Source organism: Megasphaera elsdenii DSM 20460 (genome assembly GCF_003010495.1).
Lineage (GTDB): Bacteria > Bacillota > Negativicutes > Veillonellales > Megasphaeraceae > Megasphaera > Megasphaera elsdenii.
Window position 1 is genome coordinate 575,412 of record NZ_CP027570.1, and the last position, 26,366, is coordinate 601,777.

Genomic DNA, 26,366 nt, shown 5'->3' on the forward strand with positions numbered 1-26,366 from the left:
GATACGAATGGAAGAACATCCGATTACAAAAGTAGAAATCATCACTCGTCCCAGTAAATTGGAAGAGCTCAAAGAAGCCCTGAACAACATCGGCGTCATGGGCATGACGGTCAGCCAGGTCTTCGGCTGCGGCCTCCAGAAAGGCTACGTCGAAGTCTACCGCGGCCAGCGGTATAACATCAACCTCCTGCCGGGCATCAAAGTCGAAACGGTCGTCTGCGAAGTCCCGGTCGACAAGGTCGTCGAAGTCGCTGAAAAAATCTGCAAAACAGGAAAACCCGGCGACGGCAAGATTTTCATCTACCGCCTGGACGATGCCGTCCGCATCCGTACTGGTGACCGTGGCCCTGTGGCCATTATGGACGAAAAGTAAGTGTATAAAAGGGGATTCGCATGATGATATAAGGTTTCATGCGAATCCCCTCTTTTTGTTATTAAGGGGCTAACAACTTATCATTTTTGCGCTATAATAGCGTCATGAAAGAAAAATCCACTGCAATTTGCTCGCAAGAGGAGGAATTCAACTTATGGTAAAAATCGGCAAGGTTGCCCTCGACAATGGCATGCCTAAAATCTGTGTTCCCCTGGTCGGTCATTCTGCGGACGAACTCGTCCAGGAGTGCCGCTATCTCCAAGACAAGATCTATGACGTCGTCGAACTGCGCATCGATTTCCTGAAGGATGTCACATCCCTCGACGCTGTCGGTGATGCCTTAGCCGCTGTCCGCCAGGAATTACCTGACAGCGCAATCTTGTTCACGTTCCGCACTAAAGAAGAAGGCGGCGAAATGGAAGTTCCTGAAAGCTACTACTTCGATCTCATCGATTATGCTGTCAAAAGCGGTAAAATCGATGCCATCGACGTCGAATACTTCCGCGACCGCGCCAGCATAAAAAAAGTCCTGACCATCGCAAAAGAACACGGTGTCACAGTCATCATGAGCAACCACGACTTCGACAAGACACCGTCTTTCGATGAAATCACGGGCCGTCTCATTGGCATGAAGAAACTCGGCGCTGACGTGGCTAAACTGGCTTGTATGCCGAACTCGGCCAAAGACGTCCTGACCCTCTTGTCGGCAACGGAAGCCGTCAAATCCCAATATCCTGATGAACCACTCATTACCATGTCTATGGGTAAACTCGGCGCTATCAGCCGCATCAGCGGGGAAATCTTCGGCTCCGCCCTGACCTTTGGTTCGGCCAAAAAGGCCTCTGCACCGGGTCAGCTGGAAGTCACGACACTGCAGCAAATCTTGCGTGCCCTCCATTTCTGATCAGGATGCAGTTCACATAGGCAAAGGGCTTGCCTCAATGTCTTCATACGGAAGTAATGATAGGGTATCCGCAAAAAAGAGCCTCAAAGGGGACGATAATAATGGCAAAAGAAAAGCTGTGGACAGGCCCATTTTTATCTATGGGCAGCACGAATTTTTTCCAACTGATGACCCAATATATCTTAGTAACGACCTTACCGCTCTGTATTATCGATTCTTTCCAAGGAAGCGAAATAGAAGCAGGCCTAGCGATGACTTTTTTCCAAATCGGTACGAGTCTATTCCGCCCGGCAGCCGGGTATTTTGTCGATAAGGAAAATAAACGGCACCTGCTGCTTTTTTCACTCATCGTCTTCCTCATCATTATCGGTGCTTTCAATGGCATTGAAAATGTAGCCGAAATCTATGGGCTGCGGCTGCTCCACGGTATCATCTTCGCCTTAGCGACGACGACAGCAGCATCCATTGCCGTCCTGGTCATCCCCGCTTCGCGCCGCGGTGAAGGCATTGGATATTTTTCAGTGACGACGAATTTAGCCATGGTCATTGGGCCCTTAGCCGGTCTGCTGTTATATAACGGTCTGGGTATGTCTGGCCTGTTTTTATCCTTGACAGCCCTGGCCATCCTGACCTTAGTCATTGCCGCTATAGTCCCGCTCCCAAAGGCAGTCGTAAAGCCAGTACCCCGTACACATGACGAGCCGATATGGTCCCATATCGTAGAAAAAAAGTCGCTGCCTGCATCCCTGCTGGGAGGACTGGTCTTCTTCGCTTACGGCGGTATCCTCACTTTTATTCCCTTATACGCCGCATCCCTACATCTGTCGGACAGCACAGGACTTTTCTTCGCAATCTTCGCACTGGTCATCGTCCTCAGCCGTCCTGTCGTCGGCAATGTCTTTGACCGAATGGGAGCCAGCGCCATTGTGTACCCTGGCTTCATCATCTTTATGGCCGGCTTCATTGTCTTCAGCCAGGTAACATCTCAGGTCACGCTCCTCATTGCCGCGGCAATCCTCGGCCTCGGCTTCGGCGCCTTGAGCCCAGCCTTCCAGACCTTGGCCATCCAAAGTGTCCCGGCCGAACGCGCCGGTGCCGCTACGGCGACGTACTTTTGGTTCCTTGACATCTTCGTCGGACTGGCGGCCATGTTGCTCGGCTTTGTAGCCAAGCTCTTCGGATACATGCTGTTATACGGTGGAATCTGTACGGCCGTTACGGCTGCAGCTATGATATTATATTATTTTCTTTTTACTCGCTCCGCCCAGCGAACCTAACCTCGCCTTCCCAAGACACATAGCCCATACGGGACTTCCGATTCTTAACGAAAAAGCTGCCGCATTAAGCTAAAAACACTTAATGCAGCAGCTTTTTAGTCTATCTCTTTTATGAGTTTTTCAAAATCATCAAGAACCGCTTCCATTGGCTTATTATTGGGGATGCAGTAATCAGCGGCATTGCGGTAAAGGTCAATGCGTTCGTCGTAGAGGTCGTAGACTTTCTGTTTGCCGTCTTTCAGCAAAGGCCGTGTCGATACGTCGACGTCACTGACAATGTCATCAGGGGAACGGTCAAGAAAAAAGACCGTTCCGGTTTTCTTGAAGATGTCCATGTTTTCCGAGCGCTTGACGACGCCGCCACCGCAGGCTACGACGATACCCGATTTATGGGCCAGGAACTGGCTGGCCCGGACTTCGGCGTCGCGGAAGCAGTCTTCACTGCTGGCGAAGAGTTCCGGAATGGTCTTGCCTTCCTGTTCGACAATGACATCATCGGCGTCGTAAAAATCACGGCCTAAGCGTTTCGCCAAAGCTTTCCCTAACGTACTCTTACCGCATCCGGGCATGCCGATGAGGATGATGTTCTGTTTATTATTCATAATAATGTTCCATCTCCTTGGCGATTTGTTCAATCACAGACGAATCGATGGTCCGGCCCATCCAGATTTCTTCTGAGCCGATGGCCTGAGCGACGAGCATGTACATACCGTTTAGGGTCTTGGCGCCATGACGGCGGGCTGCCTGCAAAAGCGGTGTATTTTTCGGGTTATAAACGATATCGACGACAGCCGGGAAAGCGGCGATAATCCGTTCCGATACGGGACAGCCATTGACATCTGGGAACATGCCGACAGGCGTACAGTTGACCAGGACGTCACCGCCTTGGGAGTGTTCCAAATCCTGGTAATCGATGGTGTCGGCGCCAATCCGTTGAATAAAGGCATCGAATTCCGTCTTCGAGTGAGGATGACGGGATACGACGGTAATCGACTGGGCCCCGGCATCCGATAAGTATTGGATGATGGCCCGAGCGGCGCCGCCGGAACCGAGGACGACACACTCCTTCGCCTTTACACCGATACCGGCATGGTCCAGGGAGCGGCCGAAGCCGCTGTAATCCGTATTATAACCGAAAATCCCATCGTCTGTGAAATGAAGTGTATTGACGGCACCGATGATGCGGGCTTCGCGGGAAATTTCCGTCAAGTATGGCATGACGTCGAGTTTATAGGGAATGGTGACATTCGCTCCTGTGTACCCTTCGTCGCGCAGGCGCTGAAGTTCATTGGGGATATCGTTGCGGTCCATTTCCAGGACGCCGTACTGATGCTGCCCTTCGACCTGTAAAATTCTGAACAGTTTTTCGTGGATGGCCGGGGAAGCCGTATGACCTAACTTAGCCCCGATGACGCCTAATTTCATCTACATTCCCTCCTTGATCGGATACGTAATTCCCTAAGATTTTAAAATAATTGCAGTGTTCTGCCAAGTTTCGCAGGACCCGGGCTGTCGCCGGATTGCGCAGATTGCCCATGACGTCGATGTGGAAAAAGTATTCAAAGGGCCTTCCCTTAAGGGGCCGCGATTCCAGGTGCGTCATGTTCATGCCGTTATAGAAGAAGTATCCCAAAACGTGGTACAGAGCGCCTGGCCGGTGCTGTGTCGTCAGGACCAGGGTAATCTTATCGGCGTCCGGCGACTGTTCCATATCGGCGGCGATGATGAAGAACCGCGTGTAGTTCATGGTATTATCATTGATGTGTTCCACCAGGACATCGAGGCCGTACATATAGGCTGCCGTTTTGTTGGCAATGGCTGCGATATGGGGATCCCCCATTTTTTGAACCTCTTCGGCACTCTGGGAAGTGCTGAAATACGGGTGGAGCTGCCATTCGCTGTGATGCTTGAGGTAACTCCGGCACTGGTTCAGACCCTGCGGATGAGAATACACTTCGCGGATATCTTCGAGCTTCGCCCCCGGCAAGGTCAGCAGGCAGTGTTCGACTTTGACGTATTTCTCACCGACGACGCAGCAGTCGTAGCGGTGGATGAGGTCGTATACGTCGGTAATGCCGCCAGTCGACGAATTTTCGATGGGCAGGACGCCGTAGCGGGCCTGCCGGGTGGCGACAGCCTGGACGACGTCTTCAAAATGCGAACCATACGTAGGCAAAATATTCTTGCCGGCAAAATAGGTCTTCATGGCTTCATATGTATAGGAGCCGGGTTGGCCGAAACAGGCGATGTTCAAGGGCATATCTTCAGAAGCATCCATTACCAGCACCGCCCTTTCTCTGACAGGCAGACGTCGAGGATGGCCCAGGCCGCGGCCGCTTCGATGACGGGAATGGCCCGCTGGACGATACAGGGATCATGGCGGCCTTTGATGACGAGGTCGCAATTTTCCTTCGTATCCGTATCGATCGTTTCCTGTTTCTGGCTGATGGAAGCCGTCGGCTTGACGACCAGGCGGAAGATGATGGGCATGCCGTTGGTGATACCGCCATTGATGCCGCCGTTGTGATTGGTCCGGGTCTTGACGACATCGCCGTCATAATAAAAGTCATCATTGGCCTGGGAACCGCGGAGGTCTGCCAGGGCGAAGCCGTCGCCAAATTCGATGCCTTTCACAGCCGGGACGGAAAACATCATATGGCTGAGCTGGCTTTCGACGGAGTCGAAGAAGGGGTCGCCTATGCCGGCGGGAAGGCCGGTGATCATACATTCGATGACGCCGCCGACGGAATCGAGGTCGTTCTTAGCGGCCAGGATTTTAGCTTCCATCGGTCCGGCCTGGGCCTTGTCGAGGACGGGCAGCGTTTCTTTTTTCAAAGCCTGCAAGGTTTCTGCTGTTTCCCCGACGGCATTGAAAGGCTTATCGGCGATGCCGGCCAGGCGCAGGATATGGGAGCCGACGGTAATGCCGTGGCGGGCCAGGATCTGGGAAGCCACGGCCCCGGCAAAGACCAGGGGCGCTGTCAGGCGGCCCGAGAAATGACCGCCGCCGCGGTAGTCATTGAACCCGCCGTAGCGCACCTTGCCGGAGTAGTCGGCATGGCCAGGCCGCATGATATGGCGCAGTTGGTCGTAATCCCGCGAGTGCTGGTCGCTGTTGCGGATGATGGCGCACAGGGGCGTCCCCGTCGTATAGCCGTTGAAAAAGCCGCTCTGGACTTCAAAGGCGTCCTTTTCGGCCCGGGCCGTCGACATCGGATTCTTCCCCGGTGCCCGCCGGGCCATCTCGGTCCGGACAGCATCCCAGTCGATGGCTTCGCCCGATGGCAGGCCATCGAGGACGGCACCGATAGAAAGGCCGTGGGATTCACCGAAAATCGTCAGGCCAATTGTCTTTCCAAAGGTATTCATCTTATTCTTCCCCCTCCTTTTGGATCATGCCGCCTAAGGCCTGGAAATCCTGCCAGAATTCCGGATACGATTTGCGGACACATTCAGCACCTTCGATGCGCAACGGCTGGCTGCAGCGCTGGGATGCGACGGCCAGGGCCATGGCGATGCGGTGGTCATTCCAACCGCTAACCGTACCGCCAGTGAAACCGCCGACGCCATGAATGATAAGGCCTTCTGCTTCTTCTTCGATATCGCCGCCGATTTTATTGAGTTCTGTGGCCATGGCGTGCAGACGGTCACATTCTTTGAGCCGGACCCGGCCGGCATGGATAATGCGGGTAATGCCTTTGGCACAGGACGCCAGGACGGTCAGGACCGGAACCAAGTCCGGGCAGTCTTCGACGTCGATGACCCGTCCAGCCAATTCCGATGGGCTGGACGTCAATTCTGTCTTGCCTTCGACTTGGCCACCCATGTCGCGGATGAGGGAGACAATGACTTCGTCACCCTGGGAAGACTGCGACCGCAGGCCCGTACAGCAGATGGCCCGGCCCAGACTGCCAGCAGAGAGCCAGAAAGCAGCTTGCGAATAATCGCCTTCGACGACGTAAGTCCCGGGCCGATAGTGCTGATTGCCAGGAATCCGGTAGAAGCCATCCTGTTCTTTCTCAATGACGATGCCGTGCTGGCGCAGACAGTCAAGGGTCATGTCGACATAGCTGGCCGATTCCAGCGGTGTCGTACTGCGCAGGACCGAGTCGCCATCGAGGAGGGGCAAGGTCATGAGCAGGCCCGTAAAGAACTGGGAACTGACGTCGCCGGCCAGAGAGTACGTTCCAGGCTGTAAAGTCCCGGACACGGTCAGGGGCAGGGCGCCTTCTGTCGTTTCATAAGCCACGCCCTTTTCATCGAAGAGTTCATAATACGGTGTCAGCGGCCGTTTGGCCAGACGGCCCTGGCCGGAAAAAGTCACTTCATTGCCGCTGAAGATGGCCACGGGGATGAGGAAGCGCAACGTCGACCCCGATTCATTGGCACTGACTGCGATAGGCCCATCTTGTTTCTTCAGACCGCCTCTGACGCGGTAAGCCGCCCGGCCGGGATGAGACGACATGACCGGCGTAATATCTGCCCCCAAAGCCCGTAGAATGTCGCACGTCGCTTCAATGTCCTGGGACAAGGAAATGTTGTCAACCAGGCTTTCTCCTTCTGCCAAGGCGGCGCAGATGAGGTCGCGGTGGCCGATGCTTTTGGAAGAGGGCGCTTCTACTGTCCCTTGCAAGGTATGTGGGGTAATAATGACATTCATTAAGCGTCCTTCTTTCGGATATATTTCGGCAGGTCTTCCGCAACCAGTGGCAACAGGCGGGCCTTGCCGATTTCTTCGATAATGACTAAAGTAATATGATTGCCACGCATCTTCTTATCATTGCTGATGTAAGGAATGAGGTCTTCTGCCGACGCATCGACATCGGTCGGCAAGCCGTACTGCTTGATAACCTTGCGCAGCCGTGCCGTCGTCCCGGCTTTCGTCAGCCCCATGGCTTCCGTGACGCCGGTCAGCATGGACATGCCGGCAGCGACGCCTTCGCCGTGCGTATAGTGGCCGAAGCCATAACAGCCTTCGATGGCATGGCCGATAGTATGGCCGAAGTTCAGAATCATGCGTTCGCCCATATCGAAGACATCGTGTTCAACAATATCGGCCTTGCTCTGACAGCAGCGTTCGATGATTTCTTCCCAATGATCAAAGATAGACTGGTCATCGAGTTTTTCCAGGAGTTCAAAGAGAGCCAAGTCGCGGATGCAGCCGTATTTGATGACTTCACCCATGCCGTCGTGGATGAAGCGCTTGGGAAGGGTCGATAACAACATCGGGTCAATGAGGACCCCTTTAGGCTGATAGAAGTTGCCTGCCTGATTCTTGCCGCTAGGAAGGTCGATGGCGACTTTGCCGCCGACACTGCTGTCGACCTGGGAAATGATGGTCGTCGGAATCTGGATGAAGGGAACGCCGCGCAAGAAAGTCGCTGCTGCGAAGCCGCCGAGATCGCCAGTGACACCGCCGCCGAAAGTCAAGATACAATCGCTGCGGGTAATGCCGGCGTCAGAAAGCTGCTGATAGAGGTCGAGGAGGGTCGCTGCGCATTTATGTTCTTCCCCGGCCGGGAAAACCAGGCGGTGGACGCGGAAGCCAGCGCCGGTCAGGGCCGTTTCCAATCGCTGCCCGTAGAGAGCATCGACGTTCGAATCGGTAATGACGGCCAGGGTCCGCGATTTCGTCAGATTGCGGATATAATCGCCAGCCCGGTCGAGGAGGCCGTTTTCAATATGAATATCATAAGAATCTTTTCCTAACTCAACGTGAATGTGTTTCATGAACTAATTCCCTTCTCCGCATAGCGGCTTGCTGTAAAAAACGGGTCATTCCCTTCGTATCTTCTTCGGCGAGCATCGTCGAGAAAGATTGCAAGGCAGCGCTGAAGCGGTCTATTTCATATAAGAGGTTGTCTTTATTGGATAAGAACAGTTTCGTCCACAGCGGGGCGTTGATGTCGGCGACCCGTGTCCCGTCGCGGAAGCTGCCGGCTACAAAATACTTGGTCAGCGTATTCATGGATTCGCTGTTGACCAGGGCCGTCGCCAGGACGTGAGGCAGGCTGCTGGTATAGGCGATGAACCGGTCGTGGTCTTCAGGCGTCACCCGGACGACATGGGAGCAGCCCAAGGCCCTGGCCATGTTCTTCACAGCCAGGATATGTTCTTCGTCATTGCCTTCCATGGGGACGAGGATGTAATTGGCGCCGTTGAAGATATCGGCACTAGCCATGGCATATCCCCGACCTTCGCGGCCGGCCATAGGGTGACCCGGTACGAAATCGACACCTTCCGGCAGCAGGGCCGCAATGGCTGTCGCCGTATCACCTTTGATGCCGGCTACGTCCGTCAAGATTGTTCCCGGCGTGAAGAAGGCTTTATTCTCTGCCAGGAATCGTATCATCACATCGGCAGCCGTGCAGAAGATGACCAGATCTGCCTGTTTCAAGGCTTCCGTCCCTGCCGTATAGATATCATCGACCATGCCCTCCTGCTTGGCCTGCTGCAGGGCCTTTTCGTCAGGATCGACGGCGATGATATGGTCGACGCCGAGGCGCCGCAGGCCGCGGGCATAAGAGCCGCCGATGAGCCCCAATCCGACGATAGCTACCGTCTGCTTCGTATTAAAACCACTAGCTTCCTTATCCATGATAGTCTCCCCCTCTGTATCCCTTATATTTCCCGACCGACGACAGGAGCCAGTTTGCGGAGCGAATCCATGAGGTCTGCGAACATAGCCGGCGTAATCGACTGTGCCCCATCGCACCAAGCTTTATCCGGGTTGTTGTGGACTTCGATCATCAAGCCGTCGGCACCGGCTGCTACAGCGGCTTTGGCCAGGTCGGCTACCATCCAGCGCTTGCCCGTAGCGTGGCTGGGATCGACGACGATCGGCAGGTGGCTCTGGCGTTTGACGGCCAGGACGGCGCTCAAGTCGAGGGTGTTGCGGGTGTACGTTTCAAAAGTACGGATGCCCCGTTCGCAGAGGATGACGTTGTGGTTGCCTTCAGCCATGATGTATTCTGCCGACATGAGCCATTCTTCGATAGTCGCGCTCAGGCCCCGCTTGAGGAGGACCGGCTTGTGCGTCTTGCCGACGGCTTTGAGGAGGTCGAAGTTCTGCATGTTCCGGGCCCCGATCTGGATGATGTCGACGCCATCTTCGAGGAAGACCGGCAATTTATCGGCCGACATGATTTCCGTAATGACCGGGAGTTTAGCTTTGCGGCCGGCATCGCGGAGCATATCCAGGCCTTTATTGCCTAAGCCCTGGAAGGAGTACGGCGAAGTACGCGGCTTGAAGGCGCCGCCGCGAAGGATGTTGGCGCCGGCTTTGGCGACGTCACAGGCAACGCCTTCGATCTGATCCGGCGTTTCGATGGAGCAGGGACCGGCGATGACAGCCAGCTTCTTGCCGCCGATGGTGACGTCTCCATTGCCGATGGGAATGACCGAATCCTGGGGATGGAAAGCCCGGCTGGCCCGTTTGTACGGCACTTCGACGCGCATGACCTTGTCGACACATTCGTAACCCTGGATCTGTTCGACATCGATGACGTCCGTATTGCCGACGAGGCCCATGACGGTCTGACGGGCGCCTTTACTGATATCGACCTGGAGCCCCTTGGATTTAATGTGGTCAATTAACTGCTTCGCTTCTTCCTTCGGTGTGTTGGCTTTCAATACAATAATCATAACTCGTTTTCCTCCATTTCAGTAATAAAAAAAGCAGGCCCACATGAGCCTGCTCCTAAGATTCTCAGTTATCGCCTTTTCCGCGCGTCTTCCTTAGGCGGCCGCAGCCGTCTTCAGAAAAGGTGGAAGTCTTCTCATGCTTACATCATCTTTATGGAATTTGTCGTAGCCAAAATAGCCAGCGCTAAAATACAGATAGCCCCAGCTAAAATAAGTAAAGACGTATTCAGTTACGTGATGTAAGAATGACGTATTCATAGGAATCTCCTTGTACAACTTTTTAAAATTCGTTGTCGTCATTGTATACCTCAGGGAGAATATTGTCAAGACAAAAAAACAGGGATTCTCTGTATATATATGAGAATCCCCATGGACAATCGTTTTACCAGTAAATATATTGTATACTATTTTCGCATATATCCCATGCATTTTACCAGGAGGGTGGAATCGCTGTCGTGACGACGCGGAACGAATAGCCTTGATCCTTCAGGAGATGGATGATGTCCGGCAGGGCATCGACGGTGGCACCATGACCATAGGCATCGTGCATGAGGATGACCAGGTGGCGATGGAGATAAGGCCGCAGTTGCAGCTGCTGCTTGATGTTTTCCACTTCTTTATCGGCCGTCTTGCCCGTCCCGTCGGCATCGCCAGTCAGAGCATTCCAGCCGACTTCGATGTAGCCGATATCGTTGATGGCCGTCCAGAAATCCTTGGTGAAGTGGCCTTCCGTACCGCCAGGAGCCCGGGAAATGATGGGCCGGACACCGAGTATCTTATAAATCTCTTCTTCCGTCTGCAAGAGTTCATCCGTATAGGCTTTGGGCGAAACGTATATTTTCTTATAATCATGCGTATACGAATGGACGCCGATGGCATTGCCGGACTGATAGATTTTCTTGACCACATCGGGATAACGGACGACATTCTGGCCGGTCAGGAAAAAGGTAGCATGAATGTTTTCTTTTTTCAGGATGTCCAAAATGCGCGACGTATTCTTATCGTTCGGGCCATCATCAAAGGTCAGATAGACGACCTTGTCGCCGTAATAATACTCCCGCGTCTTGCCATACGTCGTGGGCAGGCCTTTTTCCTGGCGCTGCCGGGTCGTATATTTATCATAGACAGGTTTATCATTATCGACAGGCGGCAAAGAAAAATCATCGCCGACAAAGGCCACATCGGGCTTGCCGGACAGGACCTGCGGAACCGGGATATGCCGGGATTCAGCCGCCGCCAGGACGCGGTCGCGGTCAAAGTTCAGGAACAGCCCCAGCGAAGCCAGGAAGAACAGTAAGATACATCCCAAAAACAATCTGCCTTTTTGTTTCATTTTTGCTTACATCCGTTTCTTTTTGACATTACCATAGTGGATATACTGGCGTATCGTACACGTTTCCCGATAGCCATCGGCCAGGACGCTGGCCGTCAGGTCGAAGTCTTCCAAATCGTCGAGAAGGGCTTCGGTCATGCGGTGCTGAACGGCATTATAGCCCGTGCAGAAAAGGATCCGCGGGCAGCGCACGCCGCGGAACAAGCCGCGGGGATGCTTGATGAGCTTGGCCAGCATAGCCGGTGTAATGACAGCCCCGCAGGGACGGCCCATGATAGCCGCTGCCGTTTCGACGCCTTCGATTTTTTCATCGCTGATGACGTTGCCCAGCATCTGGAGGTTCAAGACACCGATGACAGTATCGCAGGAAGCCGGCAAGGGCACGTCGTCGGCCAAGGGCGCTTTAAGCCACTTATTGCCGGCTGCATCGCCTTCGATAAGGATATACCAGGCAGGATGGCGCATCTTGATGTCATCGATGACCTTGGGCTGGAGCCCGATATAGCGGTCCTGGTCGTCGAGCCCGGCGAACCAGGCCGGGACGTGACCGGCAGCAATGCGTTCAGCGCAGAATGATTCGCCTTTTTCCATGTCTTCCGTGCAGATGACGTCAAAGGGTTCGACATTGTCGACACGAGTGCTGTCCATCGGTACGATGCTGCTGACCATGATCGGCAGGTGACCGCCGTGACCATAGGTTCCAAGGCGTTCCAATACAGTCGTCTTGCCGCCGGCCCCTACAATAGCCGTAATACCCGGTTTCAGCATACGCCGCCAACGATTATCTTCAAACATGAAAGTACCTCCTTTGGAAATTCACTTCTTCACAACATAACGATTATAGCCTTTCCAGGCCGATTTAATGAGGCTGCGGACCATTTCGATGGTCAGCGCCCGCCGTTCACTTTCAGAACAGGTCCCGAAGTTGCCGAAATCCAGCTCTTCACTGGCCAGATGGGCGACATTTTCTTTCACAGCCATGCCCTTTTCTGTCAGCTCTTCACTGGCCGAACGGGCAATCGCTGCCAGGCCGGGACGGCCGCCGACGACGATGCGCCACGAATCGTCCCGCATAGCTACGGCACCGACCAGGTACGGTTCATCGACAGGCAGCTTGCGATAAGCCTTATAGGCCGTATAGACCGCTTCCTTGGCAATGGAAATCCCCGTCACCAGCTCGCCCATAGGCGGACAGTGCAAGTAGTCATCGAGGCTCATGCAGCCCTTGTCCTGGAGCTGTACATCGACGTGGAGGGACAAGAGGATCGGCAGCAGGACGGAAAAGGGCGCCTTGCTGGAAATGACACCGCCCAGGGTCCCATAGCGCTGGATATTCTTATCGGCAACGTCGCTGATAGCCTTGCTGATGGCTCCGCCAGCAAAATTCTGGATGGCCTGGGAAATCTTGATCTGCCACAGAGGCGTCATGGCCCCGATGACGATTTCATCGGCCCTTTCGTCGATATAAGTCAGGCCGGCTTTCGACAAATCGACAGCCAGGTCATAATGGTCTTTTTTATATTTCAATCCCTGTGTCCCAGCTAAAAAGACGGCCGATGCAGCCTGCCGATAGGCAGCATAGGCCGCTGCCGGATTATCTGGGACAAGGGTCGTCGTACTGGTAATCACTAGCACTTACCCCTTTCCTTTTCATAGCGGGATTCCCATACACGGATAATCGCCAAGGCCGACGTTCGGCCGGTCCTTATCCAGTAAAAAAGAACCGCCACACTCATCTATGACGGCATCGACAAGGGCATCGACGCCGATGTCGCTGCACAAATCCATTTCTTCTTTATACAACAAAATAGGCATGAGCAATTCGACAGCCGTACCATCGGGCATCTTCACGCCGCCCAGCTGCCCCTCGAATTGGACGATGACCAGGCCGGATAAAGCCGTATCTGCAGCAAAGGGCTCATTGGCCTCCGTATTGGGCAGGAGAAAGCCATAAGCCATCCACATATCATGGACGTGAGGAAACCGTCCTAACTCCATGAGCAGCCAAATAGGCCAGGCCTGTTCATCAGCCAGGGAAAGGTCCCGGTCCTTGCGGAAAGGCCAGTCGGCCGGCAAGATGAGGCAGAGTTCGCTGTACCCTTCTTTCCCGGTCACAAATTCACCGGACGGATAGTGCATAGGCGCAGCACTCATGCCCATGGTATGAAGCAAATAAAAAGGTTCTTCAACGGTCGGGTACAGGAGTTCGACATCGACAGCCAGCGGCGTCCCATCCGGATCGTGAAAGACTTTCCACTGCCGGTGCGGAAAGAGGCTGTGGAAGTACTGCTGGACACAGCGCCCATAGCCTGGATGGACAGGCGTCATCTTTTCCGTGTCCATCAAGGAAAAGAACCGCGGCCATGCCGGGGCTGTCCGGGTCAAAGAGCTCATAGAATCCCCTCCCTTTTCGTTCGATTCAGCTTCATTATATCATACTATAAGCGAAAAATGGACCTGCGCAACCAAAAAGAGGCACCGCGAACGCGACGCCCCTCTCCACTATCATGACGATAGACTTTTTTGCCCTCAGCGTCCGTGCCGGAGGGATTCACAGAATCTCATCGCCTGTTCAATTGACGGGATATATCATAACAATAAATGAGAAAAATGTCAAATCCCACCGGCCCGGCGCTCCTTGTAAAAGCCAGGTCGGTATAGTAAAATAAAGAGTACATAGAACGACTTATATTAACATCAAAGGGATGAATCACATTGAAGGTACGCTGGGTAGAATTGAACCGTTTTGAAGCCGAACTGATCCTCGAATTTGCCTGCCAGCCAAAAGATGCGCCCGTATCTGCCAGCCTATGCCGCATGATATACCGCCGGCTCGAAGGCCAGCCGGTACTGGCACAGAGCCAGCCGGGAGCAGAGTGAGAGTCGTAAAAGGCGCTGTCGCATGAAGACAGCGCCTTTTCCTCACTCTTCCATTGCTTTTTCCAGTCTGGCTGCGATGGTCTTTCCTGTTTCGGTCCGGGCCAGGCCGCCGTCGGACGTTTCTTTCAAGGCGACCGGCATGAGGCGGCCGATTTCAGCCATGGCCGCGATGACTTCGTCCGGCGGGATGACGCTCCGGATGCCGGCCAAAGCCATTTCAGCAGCCGTAATGGCTTCGACGGCAAAGATGGCGTTGCGCTTGACACAGGGCACTTCGACGAGGCCGGCGACAGGGTCGCAGGCCAGGCCCAGGGTATTTTTCATACACAAAGCGAAGGCCTGCAATATCGTATCGTTATCGCCGCCAGCCATTTCAGCGACCGCTGCGGCAGCCATGGCAGCGGCGGTCCCACATTCGGCCTGGCAGCCGCCGACGGCACCGGCGACGGAAGCATTGCGGGCCACGACGGCACCGATGCCGGCTGCCGTGAACAAGGCGTCGACCAAGGCTTTGCGGGGAACTTTCAAGATTTCGTCTGCCGCCATCATGACGGCCGGCACGATACCGCAGGAACCGGCCGTCGGGCAGGCGACGATTTTGAACATCTTGGCATTGGCTTCGCTGACGGCCAGCGCGTAAACGGCGGCTTTATGGGTCAGCGATCCCAGTAATTGCGGCGCCTTTTCGGCCAATTTATGGGCATCGCCGCCGACGAGGCCGCTGACCGATTTTCCCGGATCCTTCATGCCGGCATCGATGGATTCCTGGAAAACATCGAGACGGCTGGCCATGACGGCCCGTACTCTTTCTTCTATTTCTTCGGACGACTCTACTTCATGACGCACGACAATGTCTGACAGAGTCGTCTTTTCTTTTTCTGCCAGGGCCAGTAAATCATGAAGGGTCTTATATTCATATTTATACATGTGTTCCTCCTAGAGCGGCAGCAGCGTGACGACGCTCTCAATGGCCGTAATATTCTGTATCATGTGGACGATTTCGTTGGGAACGGGACTGTCCGTGCAGACGATCATGACAGCCGTTTCATTCTTAGCGCTGCGGAAGACGCGCATATTCGACACGTTGATATGGCCGATAGCCAGGACCGTCGTCGCCTGGGCGATGATGCCCGGCTGGTCTTTATGGACCGTAATCAGCGTGTGTTCTTCCCCATTCAAGGCGACTTCAGAGCCATTGATCTCGCGGATCTCGATCTTGCCGCCGCCCAAAGAGACGCCGAGGACTTCCATCTGCCGTCCCGAGGCGCCGGTCATGGCGATGCGTACCGTATTGGGATGGTCCACTTCTTCATCAGACCGATGAAATTCAATAGCTAGGCCCTGTTCTTCGGCAAGGGCAAAAGACGTGCGCAGCCGGACATCATCGGCCGAAAAACCCAGCAGGCCGGCCACGAGGGCCCGGTCCGTGCCGTGGCCCTTATAGGTCTTGGCAAACGAACCGTAGACCGTGATGACGGCTTTCTTCGGTTCTTCCTTTAAAATCTCCCTGGCCATGAGGCCGATGCGGGCCGCTCCGGCCGTGTGGGAACTGGAAGGCCCGATCATGACGGGACCGACCACATCAAAAACTCCCATGAGAAAACCTCCTTATATTCTGATTTCTTTTTGTAAATGCAAGCTGTAAATGTAAGTTTCGCTGACGGGCCTGCCCGTAATCTGTTCGACAGCCCGTTTGTATAAGGCCAGCTGGACGGCATAGCGCTTGCGGAAAGCGTCCTCCCTTTCCAGCCGGTCCGACTTGTAGTCGACGAGAATCCAGCCATCGTCTTCGCGGAAGAGGCAGTCGATGACCCCTTGGATCAAGATGCGTTCTCCCCCTTCCACAGCAGGCAGGGGATCGCCGCCGGCCAAAAGCACGGTAAACGGATATTCACGATGCAGCTCCGGCGACATGGCCATGCGCCGGCCCAGGTCAGACTGACAGAAGGCGGCTAAGACCGGCACGTAGACCAGCTTTGCTTCGTCACGGCTCAACAACCCCTGTCGGACAAAGGTTTCGATTTCACGGCGCAATGTATCCACGGTCTGGTCCGCAGCCGGCGTGATATACTGCAGGGCTTTGTGCAGGGCCGTCCCGCGCTGGGCACCGCTGACTTTCTCTTCTTCTTCGGCCAGCCAGGGCGGCAGTTCGGAAAAGGCATCGTCTTCGCCCGGTGCGGCAGCGATGACGGCACCGGCCGAGATGGACAGGCCCTCTTCTTCGGCCAGTTCATCACTATGCAGTTCCTGGTATTTTCGTTTGACTTCGGATACGGAAAACTTAGCCGCTGTCCGGACGGCCTGGGGATAGGCATACTGCCAGGACAGCTGTGCGTCAAGCCAGTCCGGGATGGGCGTCCCCGTCGCATCGCCGCGCCGCAAAGCTTCCAGCCGCGGTTCCTGTTCACAGGCCTCGTCATCGGCCGCAGCCGCCGTCCCAGCCGGCGTAATGTGTACGTCCCAGATATCGCCCTGCCAAGCTGCCCCGGGCCGGACATATTCCGTATCGGCCCGGGCACCGAAAGTGTCGAGCGCCGCCGGCATGACCCAGTCGAAATACGATTTGGCCTGGGCCGGGTTGAGGCGGCTCGTCCAGCGCTGCCAGTCATCGGCAACATGTGTACTGTGGCCTGTCAGGATGAGCCGATCCCTGGCGCGGGTCATGGCGACATAGAGGATACGTTCTTCTTCGGCCGTCCCTTCCCAGCGCAGCTGGGCCGCGATGCCGCTCCAGATGAGCGTCGGGTAAGACATGCGCCATTCCGGGTCATACTGCTTGAGGCCGATGCCCAGGCGGTTGTGGAAGAGTATCTGTTCCTGCATGTCGCGCCGGTTGAAGGCTTTACCCAGATCGGCGACGAAGACGACCAGAAATTCCAGGCCTTTGCTCTTGTGGATACTCATGATGCGCACGACGTCTTCATTTTCGCTGACGACTTTAGCCGGTGCCAGGTCGAGGCCGTCTTCTTTCATCTTGTCCATGAGCTGCAAATAGCGGAACAGGCCGCGGAAGCCGGCATCCTCATACTGCTGGGCTCGGTCGTACAGGGCCTTCAGGTTGGCCTGGCGCACCTCACCGCCCGGCATGGACCCGACGAAATCGACATAGGCCGTATCATCGTACAGGCGCTGCAAGAGCTCTGCTACACCATGGCGGCGGCTGTACGTGCGCCACGAATCAAAGGTCTCCATGAACTGCAGCAGGTCTTCCTTCTTATCGTCCCCTTCGGGCAGGGCTGCCGCATAGGCCGGCAGGTTCTGCCACAGCGTCCCGTCCCCCGCCAGGCGGACATCGGCCAGGGCCGTTTCATCCAATCCGACCAGGGGCGACCGCAGGACCGCCGCCATGGCCAGGTCCTGTTCCGGATTATCGATACAGCGCAGGAGAGACAACATGACCTGGACTTCGACGGCGGCAAAATAACCGCCGCTCTGTTCAGCATAGGCCGGAATGCCCCCTTCCTGCAAGGCCTGGATGAGGACGTCGGCCTTGCCAGCCATGGAGCGCAGTAGGATGACGATATGGCGATAGGACAAGGGCTCCAGCGTACCGTCCTTGCGGGCTGCCATACGGCCGCTGGCCAGGAGCTCGCCGATGCGGCGGGCAATGAAGCGGCTTTCCCTTTCAAAGGCCGTACTGCCGTCATCGTCTTCGTCGTCCTTTGCCGTCGGCACGATATCGACCTCAACAGGACCACCAATCCAGCGGTCATCATCGGGAGCCTGCCGGCCGGCATAGAGTTTTTCTCGTTCTCCATAGTCCATGCCAGCAGCATCCCTCGTCATGGCCCGCAAAAAGACGTCATTTACCGCATCGAGGATGACCGGGACGCTGCGGAAGTTCCGCCCCAGGTCGATACAGCGCTGCACGGCCTTTTCATCACGGCTGAAGGACTGGTATTTATCGAGGAACAACGTCGGGTCGGCCAGGCGGAAGCGGTAGATGCTCTGCTTGATATCGCCGACCATGAAGCGGTTATCGTCGCCCGAGACGAGACGGGTAATGAGTTCCTGGACACCGTTCGTATCCTGGTACTCATCGATGAAGACTTCTTCATACTGACTGCGCAGTTCTTCCGCCGCTGCTGACGGCACGGGATGCTCCGGCGATGCGTCAGGTGCCAGGAGGATCTGCAGACAAAAGTGTTCCAAGTCGCTGAAGTCGATCCAGCCCTTTTCTTTCTTCGCTGCCCCATAGGCTTTGGCAAAATCCAGGGTCAGCGTCACCAGACCCGCCATGACCGGTTTCATGGTCCGCATGCCGTCGAGCCATTCTTCCGGCGTCGCCGAGAAATAAACGGGCTGCAGCGTCTTGGTGATATCTTTCTTGACGTCATCCCGCACTTTCTTGCACCGTTCCCAGACAGCCTTATCTTCATCGGATAATTTCCGCAGCCCTTTCAGGCGCGGGAAATCAATGGCCCGGACGAAGCGGCTCAGATCATTCCAGGACTGCGCCTGTACAGCCTGCCGGAGGGCGGCCTGTTCCGCCGTGAACTGGTCACAGGCAGGCGCAAAGGCCTCGCGTTGGCGCAGGTGGTAGAGCACGCCTTCATAACGGCGGACATCTTCTTCCAGGATACGGCGCACGGCATCCTTGACCGGTTCCGCCCAGACCATATCGTCGATGACGGCATCGGGAGCCACGTCATAGGCCTGGGCCGCCGCTTTCAGCCAGTGTTCCGGCCAGGCCATGCTGCGGGCATAGGTATACATGCGGCTCACCGTATCCATGAGCACGTCGTCACCGCGGTCGCTGCCAAACATATCGGCCAGCGGATAGAGAACCGATGCCTTTTCATCGTCTTCATAATAGGACAAGAACACGTCTTCCAGGACCTGACGCCGCAAGAGGTTCAATTCTTCTTCACCGGCAATGGAAAAAGCCGGGTCCAGGTCAATCGTATAAAAATACTTGCGGATGACATGCTGGCAAAAGGCATGGAGCGTCGAGATCTGGGCCGATGGCAGCAGGGCCAGCTGCCGTTCGACGCGGGGGTCCTGCGTTTCCGACAAGGCTTTCATGAGGGCGGTCCCGATGCGGTCGCGCATTTCGGCAGCGGCAGCCTTGGTAAAGGTAACGACTAATAATTCGGTAATATCGACGGGATATTCCTTATCCAGGAGACGGCGGATGATTCGTTCCACCAAAACGGCCGTCTTCCCGGAACCGGCAGCTGCCGACAAGAGCAGCGTCTGTCCCCGGCTGTCAATGGCTGCCTGCTGTTCATTTGTCCAGGCCATGTTCGTCATCTCCTTCATCAAACATCTTGCGGATCATATCGTCTTTATCTTCCCGTCCGGCAGCATCATAGGTGTTGCCGGCCATGGCCACATCGAAGCGGCATACCGGTCGGTACGGGCAATAGCTGCACGGTGCATTCTGTCCCAGGAGGACGGGATGGATGGAAATATCGCCGTCACCGATATGGCCGGCAATATCCTCAATCTGCCGGGCCGCCCAGTCGAGCAGGTGGCTCCAGCCCGCTTCATTATAGAGAGTGTGGGACGCATCACTTAAGGTACCGTCCTTTTTCAGCCTCAAGTTGAGGAAATCGGAAAAGCCCTGCATCGACGTATCCAGCTGCTGCATGACCTGGCCGTCATCGAGGTAGAAGCCGGTCAATTTTCCCTTAGACTCATAGAGCTTCTTCTTATTCTCGTCGCTGACGCGGTATTCCAGGGACACCCGGTCATTGCGGACGTAGCAGTACAGTACGGCAGCCGGAATGGCATCGCCGCCAATATTGAGCAGGGCCACGAACATATAGGTCAGGAGCTGCAGTTCCAGGCCCGTGAAAATCTGGCTGATGTCGAGTTGTTTGCGCCCCGATTTATAATCGATGATGACGACATACTTATGGTCTCCCTGGCGAAGGGTATCGATGCGGTCGATCTGCCCGGTGACGACGACGTGGAGGCCGTTCTTCAAGGTGAAGCGCAGGGCTTCCCAGGGACTGCCCGGGCGGCCGAAGGATTTTTCCAGCCCTTCCATATGGAAATCGGACACGGCACTGAACGCACTGAGACGGCGTACCGTCCGGGTCAGGGTCTGGATGAGCCGTTCCTTGATCTGGGCGAAATAGGCATTGGACATGAGGATATCGTGCTGGACCTGTGGGGCCAGTTCATCCGTTGCCTGGCGGCAGATAGCCGGGACTTCACTGTCCGGGATGTCATGCCACTGCTTCTGTTCGCGGAGCAGTTTTTCCCCGATGATGCGCAGGGCCCCATGGACCAGCATGCCCAGGTCGGGGGCGGCAAACTGATAGCGCGGCCGTTCTTCCAGCCCCAGGCCGTAGCGGGAATAGTAAGCAAAGGGACAGCTGCGGTACTGCTCAAACTTCGTGACCGACCCCCGCAAAGTCCCATCGGGAGCGAACAGGCGGCGGACCAGCGCCTCCGGCAAGGTGACGGGCAGGTTCGTGTGGAACAGGCCCTGCACGGCGCGGACAGCCTGATGGCGCCAGCCATGCTGCCAGGCCCAGTCATAGAGAGCCCACCAGACGGAATCGACGGCCTGGCCTTCCGCAGCCGGCCGCAAATGACCGGGCAGGTAGTCCAGCGCTGCCGGCAAAGCCAGCAGATACTCGGCTTCCTGACCGGGCGGCACTTTCGTATCCTTGCGGATGATGCCGGCTGTATAGCCCTTATCACAGAGCTGATGGATCCACGACGCCTTTTCCAGGGCGCTGCCGTCATCGTCAGCGACGACATAAGATACGACGAATCGTTCACTGGCCCGGGTCGCGCCTAAATAGAACAAGAAGCGTTCCTGGAACGAACGGAAGCGGCTCCCCGGCCCGAGGACGATACCCAGGTCGGCCAGACGGTGGCGTTCCTTATCGCTGAACAGCCCTTCTTCCTGGCTGTGCTGGGGAAAGATGCCGTCATTGACACCGCATAAAAAGACGACTTTCGCCTGCATCGTATACCCCCGTTCCACAGCAGTCAACGTCACGTGGTCCAGCGTCGGCGGAATGAGGCTGAACTTCAGACTGCCCAGGCCATCTTCGACGATGCGGGAAAATTCATCGAGATCCGTTTCATCGTCGCCGCAAAGGCTGACGATTTCATTGAGGAAGGTCCCGATGCGCTTCCAGACCTGTTCGTGTTCCTTGCCTTCTTCGGCAAGGCCCGACTGTTCATCTTCTTCCTGCCACTGGCGCAAGGCGTCGGGGATGCCCAGCCGGCACAGCCATCGGTACAACAGGGTACACCAATCGCGCAGGCAATGGGATTCCTGGGCTTCGTTCCAGCAGGGGAAGAGAATATCCCGCACGCGCTGGCGGATGTCGTTGATGCGCTGCAAGCAGGCTTCTTCCCGTTCGTCCACGACCTGTGGCTGTTCCTGCCGGCGCCCATAGGTCCATTCGCCATCCCGCAGCCAATGGCGGCCCTGGATACCGTAAGCCAGACAATAATTTTCCAAATCGTCGATATCGTGGCGGCTCACGGGAAAGAGGTCCGTCTTGAGCAGGCGAAAGATCGACTCATGGGACCAGCGGCTGCGGAAGACGCCGAACAGGGCCGAAATCGCCTCGGCCGCCGGATGGCTGGTCATGGGCCGGCGATAGTCGCTGAAGCAGGGGATGCCGTAGCGCCGGAAGATGCGTTCGACCCGGTCGTGGTACAAATCGCTCGTCCTGGCCAGGACGAGAAAGTCACGATAACGATAGCCCTGATGACAGAGAGCGGCGATTTTCCGGGCAACGCTGTCGATTTCGCCATCCCGGTCGGAACATTCCCAGATTTCCAGGGCCGATACGGGCTGTGTCATTTCAGCCGGTACAGGCCGGAAGAAGGCGTCGCGAAAGACCGTCAGCGGGCCGTCCGGCCTTTTGGCTACCTTGGTCGTTTCCAGATGAGGAAAGAGGGTCTTTAAATCGCGATAGACTTCATAAGCCCGGTGAAACAAAGCCGTTTCCCGCCGCTGCTGTTCCAGGTGTTCCTCGTCGATGGTCAGGGTAATCGTCACCTGCGCCGTCACGCGTTCCATTTGCCGCAAAATCTCCATCTGCTGCGGTGTAAACCACTGAAACCCGTCGACCCAGACATGGGCGCCCTGGAGGAAGGAATAATGACCGACTTCCCGGGCCAGCAGGGTCATCGTATCGTCTGCCGAGCCGAAATGATCAGCCAGAAAATCCTGATACGCTCCGTAGAGCCGGGAAATATCTTCCAGCTTATGCGACAGCGTCGGATTGGGGACGGCTTCGGCAGCTTTACGCAAGGCATCCGGTGTGACACAGAAAGACCGACATTCCCATAAGAAACGGCCAGCCGTATCGGCAAAATTCGGCTGTCTGGCCGCCGTCTGCAAGACGGAAAACTCTTTTTCCCCCTTGTGCAGCAGGCGCTGTAAAATAATCTTCCGGGCCAGTTCGGACAGAGACGCATGGGCCAGGCCCCGTTCCTGGAACACGTTATAAGCCAGGCGGGAAAAACCGACGACTTGCGTCCCTATAAAGCCCTGTCCCTCTGAATGTTCAGCCAGATGCCGTTCGGCGCCATATGTCGCCTGGTCAGGGACAAGGAGCAAAGCCTTGCCGCCGGCAGCCGCACAGGCCTGTATCTCCCGATAGCACTGCGTCGACTTGCCGCTTCCGGCCTTGCCCAATAATACGGTAACAGCCATGGACGTACCTCCTTACATAAAAATCGATTATCTCTATTATACCTGATTTCCACTGGAAAAGAACAGTAAAAAGAGGCTGTCGCATGAAGACAGCCTCTTTTGGCGTATTAAGTTTGCAGTTTGTAGTTTCCAAAGCCTTCACGCGGCAAAAATCAATGGAAGATGGCGCAGGCCGTCTTGAGGAAGGGCAGGCGTTTGCTCAGGCCCGTCCGCGACCGCTGGATCCACTTGAGGTCATACGGTTCAAAGACGACGCGCTTATAGGCTTCGATATCCAAGGGCGTGCCATCCCAGTCAGAATGGATGTCCCCGGTCTGTTTGATGAGGATATCGTAGAGGATGTCGTATTCTTTGTCATCCCGTCTATCCCGTTCGATGACCGTGCTGTACGGCAGGGTCTTATGATAGGTCAGTTCCATGCCTTTGTAGTCGAAATGGAAGCCACAACGCATGCGGCAGCCATCAAGACCGGTATAATCGGCGATTTTCTTCAAGTCGTGAAGGATATGGTCGTGACCTTCTTCATAGAGATTGTCCGGCGTCGTTTCCGTATAGTCGAAACGGAACTGGATCGATGCCCCGTCGATGTGGCGGAACCGTTCCAGGTACGGCTTGAGCTGGTCAGCCGGATATTTCTTATACAATACACAGTTGATACGGAAAGGAACAGCCAGACGGCTCAAGAGAGCGTCATTCGATTCCTGTACATAATGCTGCATATGGCGCGATACGTTGATGCAGGTAATCTTATGGCGGTTGCGTTCCGTAAAGGCGACGATGTCGTCTTCCGATTGGTTTTCAAAGACCGGCAAGGTCGTATTGATGTATACCTTATGTGTCACAGGAATACAGTCCAGCATACGCTGCAGCGATTCCATATTGGCAAAAGGTTCGCCGCCAGTGAAGACAAAGTCACAGAACGGCGTAATGCTATCCATCAGGCGGATGCTCCGGCAGATAGCCTCTTCGGAAAAACCAGTCATGTCTTCATATTCTGCCTTGTTGATGCAGAACGGACAATGATTGTGACAGTTGTAAGGCACGAAAACCGTGACGGTAGCTCCGCCATTCCGTGTCTTATACGGGTGGACCACACGCGGTACAGTCGTTGCGGCCATGCTGATTGTTGTTTTCATTCTTCTTTCGCCTCGAATCGTGGATAAGATCCCAAGCTGTTCCCACACTGCTGCCGACGAAAAGGAAAATATTTTTTCATCTTACAGCAGACAATCTTGTGACCCGAATGTAGTATCCACGGTTATTGTACCATAAAAGTCCAGTTCTGCAAATGCATATTCTATATTCCCCTTTTGCATAATTTTCATATAAAAACAATTCATATAGGGAAATATTTAATTTTATTATTTTTTTATTGTTTTTTCCTTCAATCGAGGGCCTTGCTGATGTCAGCTGCCGTCTTTTTGACGGCCTCAATGGCCATGTTCCGTTCTTCCCCAGCCAGTCGTTCCGCCGGTCCGGATAGACTGATAGCTGCCGTGATATGGCCGCCATAAAAAATAGGCGCCGCAATGCAGGCCATGCCGAGTTCCACTTCTTCCCGTTCTACGGCATAGCCCCGGCGGCGGATTTTTTCCAGTTCCTGGAGCAAATCGCCCCAGTCGGTCACGGTATACTCAGTAAACTTCTGTAGCGTACATCCCGTGTAGGTGTGCAGGTATTCCGGTGAAAAAGCGAGCAGGCACTTGCCCGACGCCGAACAATACGCCGGACGGACGGCACCGACAGGTGGTGCCGTATCAATCGTCCTGGGCGACTTTATCTTTTCTAAAATGATGTGCTGCGGATAAGGCGCTCCGTTATGGGCAAACGTCGTGATGTGGACGCCTTCGTTGCATTGCAGGGACAAGGCCTTGGCATAGGGATAGGCGACTTTGGGGAATTTATCCTTTTCCCGGAACAGCATCCCCAGGGCATAGACCTGGAGCCCCAGCCAGTATTTCCCCGTTTCGTTGTCTTTTTGGACGAATCCGCGCCGTTCCAGCGTATCCATAGTACGGCTGACCGTACTCTTATGAAGTTCCATCATCTTGCTGATACTGGTCACACTGAGGGGCCTTTCTTCTTTTAAAAAGAGCTGTAAAACGGCCAGGGCCCGGTCAATCGATTCAATCATCCTCGTTCCCCCGATCCGGCATCTTCACGACGCCAAGAAATAATATACTTATTATAGGGAATACTCCTATAATGTCAAGAGGGAAGGCCAGGCAGTCTCCTGAAACCCATCAATGGCAGGCCTCCCGGGAAGCCTGGCTATGGTCGTACAGGCACTGTGACAGCTTGCGGATCAACGCTTCACATTCCAAATGGCCGCGCCAGCTCTTCGGAATGGCCTGGACTCCATCCTGAGCGCCCATGATATTCCCGCAGATGGCGCCGCACGTATCGCTGTCACCATCCTGATTGCAGGCCATGAGGACAGCATCTTTCAGATGCCCCGTCTTGAGGACGCAGTACACGGACAGGGCCAAGGCTTCATCGCCTTTCTTGCCCAGTCCCAGCTTCTTCATGGAGTGAACCGGGTTGCGGTCGGTCACGGCTTCGTCAACAGCCCGCAGGATGGTCTTCATGAGCGGCGTCCCTTCCGGGTCCCCCTGTAAGATGCGCAAGGCGCCTCCCAGGGCCGTGCTGATATCCTTTCCTGCCGCCAGGAAAGCGATCATGGCACCCAGTGTCGCCGTCGGCAAATACGCTTCCGGACCGCCGTGGGTCAGGCTGGCAGCCTGGCAGCCGACGGCAAAGGCCTTTTCCGGGTCACCGGCGTAAAACAAGCCAATGGGCGCCGCCCGCATGACCGTGCTGCTGCCACAGCTGTGGTTCATCGGTTCCTGACGGGACAACTTTTTCCCTGAGGCCAGGGATGTCAGGCAGGTCTTTCCCGGCGAGCGGCGGGCAAAGAGTTCTTCTTCTCCCATGATGTCGTAGTCGCAATCGACTTCATGGGGCTGGCGCTTCATCCATTTTTCCTGTTCCGGATGAATGATGCGTTCTGTCTGCGTATAGTACCAGCGCATGTACGACCGATACAGTCCATCTGAAGGTTCCAGTCCGTCGTGGTCAGCCCACAGCATGCCGTCAGCCGTGAACAAAGCCAGCTGCGTATCGTCCGAAATCAGGCTCTTATTGCCATTTTTAGCCGATTTTAAAACAGTACGCAATCCATAAGGACCATATTTCTTATGAATCGTCTTCAAATCATCACATTCAATGACGAAACCCAAAGCGTCACCTACAGCGCCACCAAACATGCAACCCATAAACCGATCTAGCCCATCCATGTAGCATCCTCCTATCCGTAA

The 26,366-nt window shown here is 55.3% G+C and carries 23 protein-coding genes; 4 read left to right on the top strand and 19 right to left on the bottom strand.

What is annotated here, in order from left to right:
- Positions 1-7 precede the first annotated feature (7 nt).
- The 3 genes from C6362_RS02785 to C6362_RS02795 all read left to right on the top strand — a co-directional run bounded on the left by C6362_RS02785 (position 8) and on the right by C6362_RS02795 (position 2,554).
- Complete coding sequence (locus tag C6362_RS02785; protein ID WP_014015242.1) at positions 8-373, top strand: P-II family nitrogen regulator; 366 nt, start codon at positions 8-10, stop codon at positions 371-373.
- A 154-nt stretch (positions 374-527) separates the two neighbouring features.
- Positions 528-1,277 (top strand): type I 3-dehydroquinate dehydratase, encoded by a 750-nt coding sequence (gene aroD / locus C6362_RS02790; RefSeq protein WP_014015243.1) that lies wholly within the window; start codon positions 528-530, stop codon positions 1,275-1,277.
- 140 nt (positions 1,278-1,417) lie between these two features.
- Positions 1,418-2,554 (top strand): MFS transporter, encoded by a 1,137-nt coding sequence (locus C6362_RS02795; protein ID WP_230583078.1) that lies wholly within the window; start codon positions 1,418-1,420, stop codon positions 2,552-2,554.
- A 95-nt stretch (positions 2,555-2,649) separates the two neighbouring features.
- On the opposite strand, the gene C6362_RS02800 is transcribed toward C6362_RS02795, so the two are convergent.
- From C6362_RS02800 to C6362_RS02855, 12 genes are all read right to left on the bottom strand, one after another.
- On the bottom strand, positions 2,650-3,156 hold the full coding sequence (locus C6362_RS02800; RefSeq protein ID WP_014015245.1) for a shikimate kinase: 507 nt from the start codon (positions 3,154-3,156) through the stop codon (positions 2,650-2,652).
- Positions 3,149-3,979 (bottom strand): shikimate dehydrogenase, encoded by an 831-nt coding sequence (aroE, locus tag C6362_RS02805; RefSeq protein ID WP_014015246.1) that lies wholly within the window; start codon positions 3,977-3,979, stop codon positions 3,149-3,151. Before aroE ends, C6362_RS02800 begins: the two co-directional genes overlap by 8 nt.
- Positions 3,954-4,832, bottom strand: a complete 879-nt coding sequence (pheA, locus tag C6362_RS02810) for a prephenate dehydratase (protein ID WP_014015247.1) — start codon at positions 4,830-4,832, stop codon at positions 3,954-3,956. The genes aroE and pheA overlap by 26 nt, the downstream gene beginning before the upstream one ends.
- The gene (gene aroC / locus C6362_RS02815; protein WP_014015248.1) at positions 4,832-5,923 is read right to left on the bottom strand and encodes a chorismate synthase; all 1,092 of its coding nucleotides are present in this window, start codon (positions 5,921-5,923) and stop codon (positions 4,832-4,834) included. Before aroC ends, pheA begins: the two co-directional genes overlap by 1 nt.
- A gap of 1 nt (position 5,924) precedes the next feature.
- A complete protein-coding gene (gene aroA, locus C6362_RS02820; RefSeq protein WP_014015249.1) occupies positions 5,925-7,214 on the bottom strand; it encodes a 3-phosphoshikimate 1-carboxyvinyltransferase in 1,290 nt (429 codons plus the stop codon).
- Positions 7,214-8,284, bottom strand: a complete 1,071-nt coding sequence (gene aroB, locus C6362_RS02825) for a 3-dehydroquinate synthase (protein WP_014015250.1) — start codon at positions 8,282-8,284, stop codon at positions 7,214-7,216. The genes aroA and aroB overlap by 1 nt, the downstream gene beginning before the upstream one ends.
- The gene (locus tag C6362_RS02830; RefSeq protein ID WP_014015251.1) at positions 8,265-9,152 is read right to left on the bottom strand and encodes a prephenate dehydrogenase; all 888 of its coding nucleotides are present in this window, start codon (positions 9,150-9,152) and stop codon (positions 8,265-8,267) included. Before C6362_RS02830 ends, aroB begins: the two co-directional genes overlap by 20 nt.
- A 23-nt stretch (positions 9,153-9,175) precedes the next feature.
- The gene (aroF, locus tag C6362_RS02835; RefSeq protein WP_014015252.1) at positions 9,176-10,198 is read right to left on the bottom strand and encodes a 3-deoxy-7-phosphoheptulonate synthase; all 1,023 of its coding nucleotides are present in this window, start codon (positions 10,196-10,198) and stop codon (positions 9,176-9,178) included.
- Between the two features lie 430 nt (positions 10,199-10,628).
- Positions 10,629-11,507, bottom strand: coding sequence for a polysaccharide deacetylase family protein (locus C6362_RS02840; protein ID WP_230583074.1), 879 nt, complete (start codon positions 11,505-11,507; stop codon positions 10,629-10,631).
- 30 nt (positions 11,508-11,537) lie between these two features.
- Positions 11,538-12,326: a selenium cofactor biosynthesis protein YqeC gene (gene yqeC, locus C6362_RS02845; RefSeq protein WP_014015255.1), complete on the bottom strand. Its 789-nt coding sequence runs from the start codon at positions 12,324-12,326 to the stop codon at positions 11,538-11,540.
- A 21-nt stretch (positions 12,327-12,347) separates the two neighbouring features.
- Entirely contained in the window at positions 12,348-13,160 is an 813-nt protein-coding gene (locus C6362_RS02850) for an FAD binding domain-containing protein (protein WP_027894964.1), read from the bottom strand.
- A gap of 21 nt (positions 13,161-13,181) precedes the next feature.
- Positions 13,182-13,925, bottom strand: coding sequence for a suppressor of fused domain protein (locus tag C6362_RS02855; protein ID WP_014015257.1), 744 nt, complete (start codon positions 13,923-13,925; stop codon positions 13,182-13,184).
- A 321-nt stretch (positions 13,926-14,246) separates the two neighbouring features.
- Here C6362_RS02855 and C6362_RS11770 point away from each other — a divergent pair, with 321 nt between their 5' ends.
- Complete coding sequence (locus tag C6362_RS11770; protein ID WP_157868793.1) at positions 14,247-14,411, top strand: hypothetical protein; 165 nt, start codon at positions 14,247-14,249, stop codon at positions 14,409-14,411.
- Between the two features lie 42 nt (positions 14,412-14,453).
- Here C6362_RS11770 and sdaAA read toward each other — a convergent pair whose 3' ends face one another.
- From sdaAA to C6362_RS02890, 7 genes are all read right to left on the bottom strand, one after another.
- Entirely contained in the window at positions 14,454-15,338 is an 885-nt protein-coding gene (sdaAA, locus tag C6362_RS02860) for an L-serine ammonia-lyase, iron-sulfur-dependent, subunit alpha (RefSeq protein WP_014015258.1), read from the bottom strand.
- Positions 15,339-15,347: 9 nt separating this feature from the next.
- The gene (sdaAB, locus tag C6362_RS02865; RefSeq protein WP_014015259.1) at positions 15,348-16,007 is read right to left on the bottom strand and encodes an L-serine ammonia-lyase, iron-sulfur-dependent subunit beta; all 660 of its coding nucleotides are present in this window, start codon (positions 16,005-16,007) and stop codon (positions 15,348-15,350) included.
- 12 nt (positions 16,008-16,019) lie between these two features.
- Entirely contained in the window at positions 16,020-19,655 is a 3,636-nt protein-coding gene (addA, locus tag C6362_RS02870; RefSeq protein ID WP_014015260.1) for a helicase-exonuclease AddAB subunit AddA, read from the bottom strand.
- Positions 19,639-23,049, bottom strand: coding sequence for a PD-(D/E)XK nuclease family protein (locus C6362_RS02875; protein WP_014015261.1), 3,411 nt, complete (start codon positions 23,047-23,049; stop codon positions 19,639-19,641). The genes addA and C6362_RS02875 overlap by 17 nt, the downstream gene beginning before the upstream one ends.
- Positions 23,050-23,201: 152 nt before the next feature.
- The gene (locus C6362_RS02880) at positions 23,202-24,185 is read right to left on the bottom strand and encodes a 4Fe-4S cluster-binding domain-containing protein (RefSeq protein WP_014015262.1); all 984 of its coding nucleotides are present in this window, start codon (positions 24,183-24,185) and stop codon (positions 23,202-23,204) included.
- Positions 24,186-24,433: 248 nt separating this feature from the next.
- Positions 24,434-25,183 carry an IclR family transcriptional regulator gene (locus C6362_RS02885; RefSeq protein ID WP_014015263.1) on the bottom strand — a complete coding sequence of 250 codons (750 nt, stop codon included), beginning with the start codon at positions 25,181-25,183 and terminating at the stop codon, positions 24,434-24,436.
- Positions 25,184-25,292: 109 nt separating this feature from the next.
- A complete protein-coding gene (locus C6362_RS02890) occupies positions 25,293-26,345 on the bottom strand; it encodes an ADP-ribosylglycohydrolase family protein (protein ID WP_014015264.1) in 1,053 nt (350 codons plus the stop codon).
- Positions 26,346-26,366 lie beyond the last annotated feature (21 nt).

What these genes read in the sequence shown, in the direction of transcription:
- C6362_RS02800 (WP_014015245.1), bottom strand. Translation starts at nt 3,156, where the DNA reads ATGAATAATAAACAGAACATCATCCTCATCGGCATGCCCGGATGCGGT.
- pheA (WP_014015247.1), bottom strand. Translation starts at nt 4,832, where the DNA reads ATGGATGCTTCTGAAGATATGCCCTTGAACATCGCCTGTTTCGGCCAA.
- aroD (WP_014015243.1), top strand. Translation starts at nt 528, where the DNA reads ATGGTAAAAATCGGCAAGGTTGCCCTCGACAATGGCATGCCTAAAATC.
- addA (WP_014015260.1), bottom strand. Translation starts at nt 19,655, where the DNA reads ATGGCCTGGACAAATGAACAGCAGGCAGCCATTGACAGCCGGGGACAG.
- aroB (WP_014015250.1), bottom strand. Translation starts at nt 8,284, where the DNA reads ATGAAACACATTCACGTTGAGTTAGGAAAAGATTCTTATGATATTCAT.
- C6362_RS02885 (WP_014015263.1), bottom strand. Translation starts at nt 25,183, where the DNA reads ATGATTGAATCGATTGACCGGGCCCTGGCCGTTTTACAGCTCTTTTTA.
- yqeC (WP_014015255.1), bottom strand. Translation starts at nt 12,326, where the DNA reads ATGTTTGAAGATAATCGTTGGCGGCGTATGCTGAAACCGGGTATTACG.
- sdaAB (WP_014015259.1), bottom strand. Translation starts at nt 16,007, where the DNA reads ATGGGAGTTTTTGATGTGGTCGGTCCCGTCATGATCGGGCCTTCCAGT.
- C6362_RS02880 (WP_014015262.1), bottom strand. Translation starts at nt 24,185, where the DNA reads ATGAAAACAACAATCAGCATGGCCGCAACGACTGTACCGCGTGTGGTC.
- C6362_RS02855 (WP_014015257.1), bottom strand. Translation starts at nt 13,925, where the DNA reads ATGAGCTCTTTGACCCGGACAGCCCCGGCATGGCCGCGGTTCTTTTCC.
- aroE (WP_014015246.1), bottom strand. Translation starts at nt 3,979, where the DNA reads ATGAAATTAGGCGTCATCGGGGCTAAGTTAGGTCATACGGCTTCCCCG.
- aroC (WP_014015248.1), bottom strand. Translation starts at nt 5,923, where the DNA reads ATGAATACCTTTGGAAAGACAATTGGCCTGACGATTTTCGGTGAATCC.
- C6362_RS02830 (WP_014015251.1), bottom strand. Translation starts at nt 9,152, where the DNA reads ATGGATAAGGAAGCTAGTGGTTTTAATACGAAGCAGACGGTAGCTATC.
- C6362_RS02785 (WP_014015242.1), top strand. Translation starts at nt 8, where the DNA reads ATGGAAGAACATCCGATTACAAAAGTAGAAATCATCACTCGTCCCAGT.
- aroA (WP_014015249.1), bottom strand. Translation starts at nt 7,214, where the DNA reads ATGAATGTCATTATTACCCCACATACCTTGCAAGGGACAGTAGAAGCG.
- C6362_RS02795 (WP_230583078.1), top strand. Translation starts at nt 1,418, where the DNA reads ATGGGCAGCACGAATTTTTTCCAACTGATGACCCAATATATCTTAGTA.
- aroF (WP_014015252.1), bottom strand. Translation starts at nt 10,198, where the DNA reads ATGATTATTGTATTGAAAGCCAACACACCGAAGGAAGAAGCGAAGCAG.
- C6362_RS02875 (WP_014015261.1), bottom strand. Translation starts at nt 23,049, where the DNA reads ATGGCTGTTACCGTATTATTGGGCAAGGCCGGAAGCGGCAAGTCGACG.
- C6362_RS02890 (WP_014015264.1), bottom strand. Translation starts at nt 26,345, where the DNA reads ATGGATGGGCTAGATCGGTTTATGGGTTGCATGTTTGGTGGCGCTGTA.
- sdaAA (WP_014015258.1), bottom strand. Translation starts at nt 15,338, where the DNA reads ATGTATAAATATGAATATAAGACCCTTCATGATTTACTGGCCCTGGCA.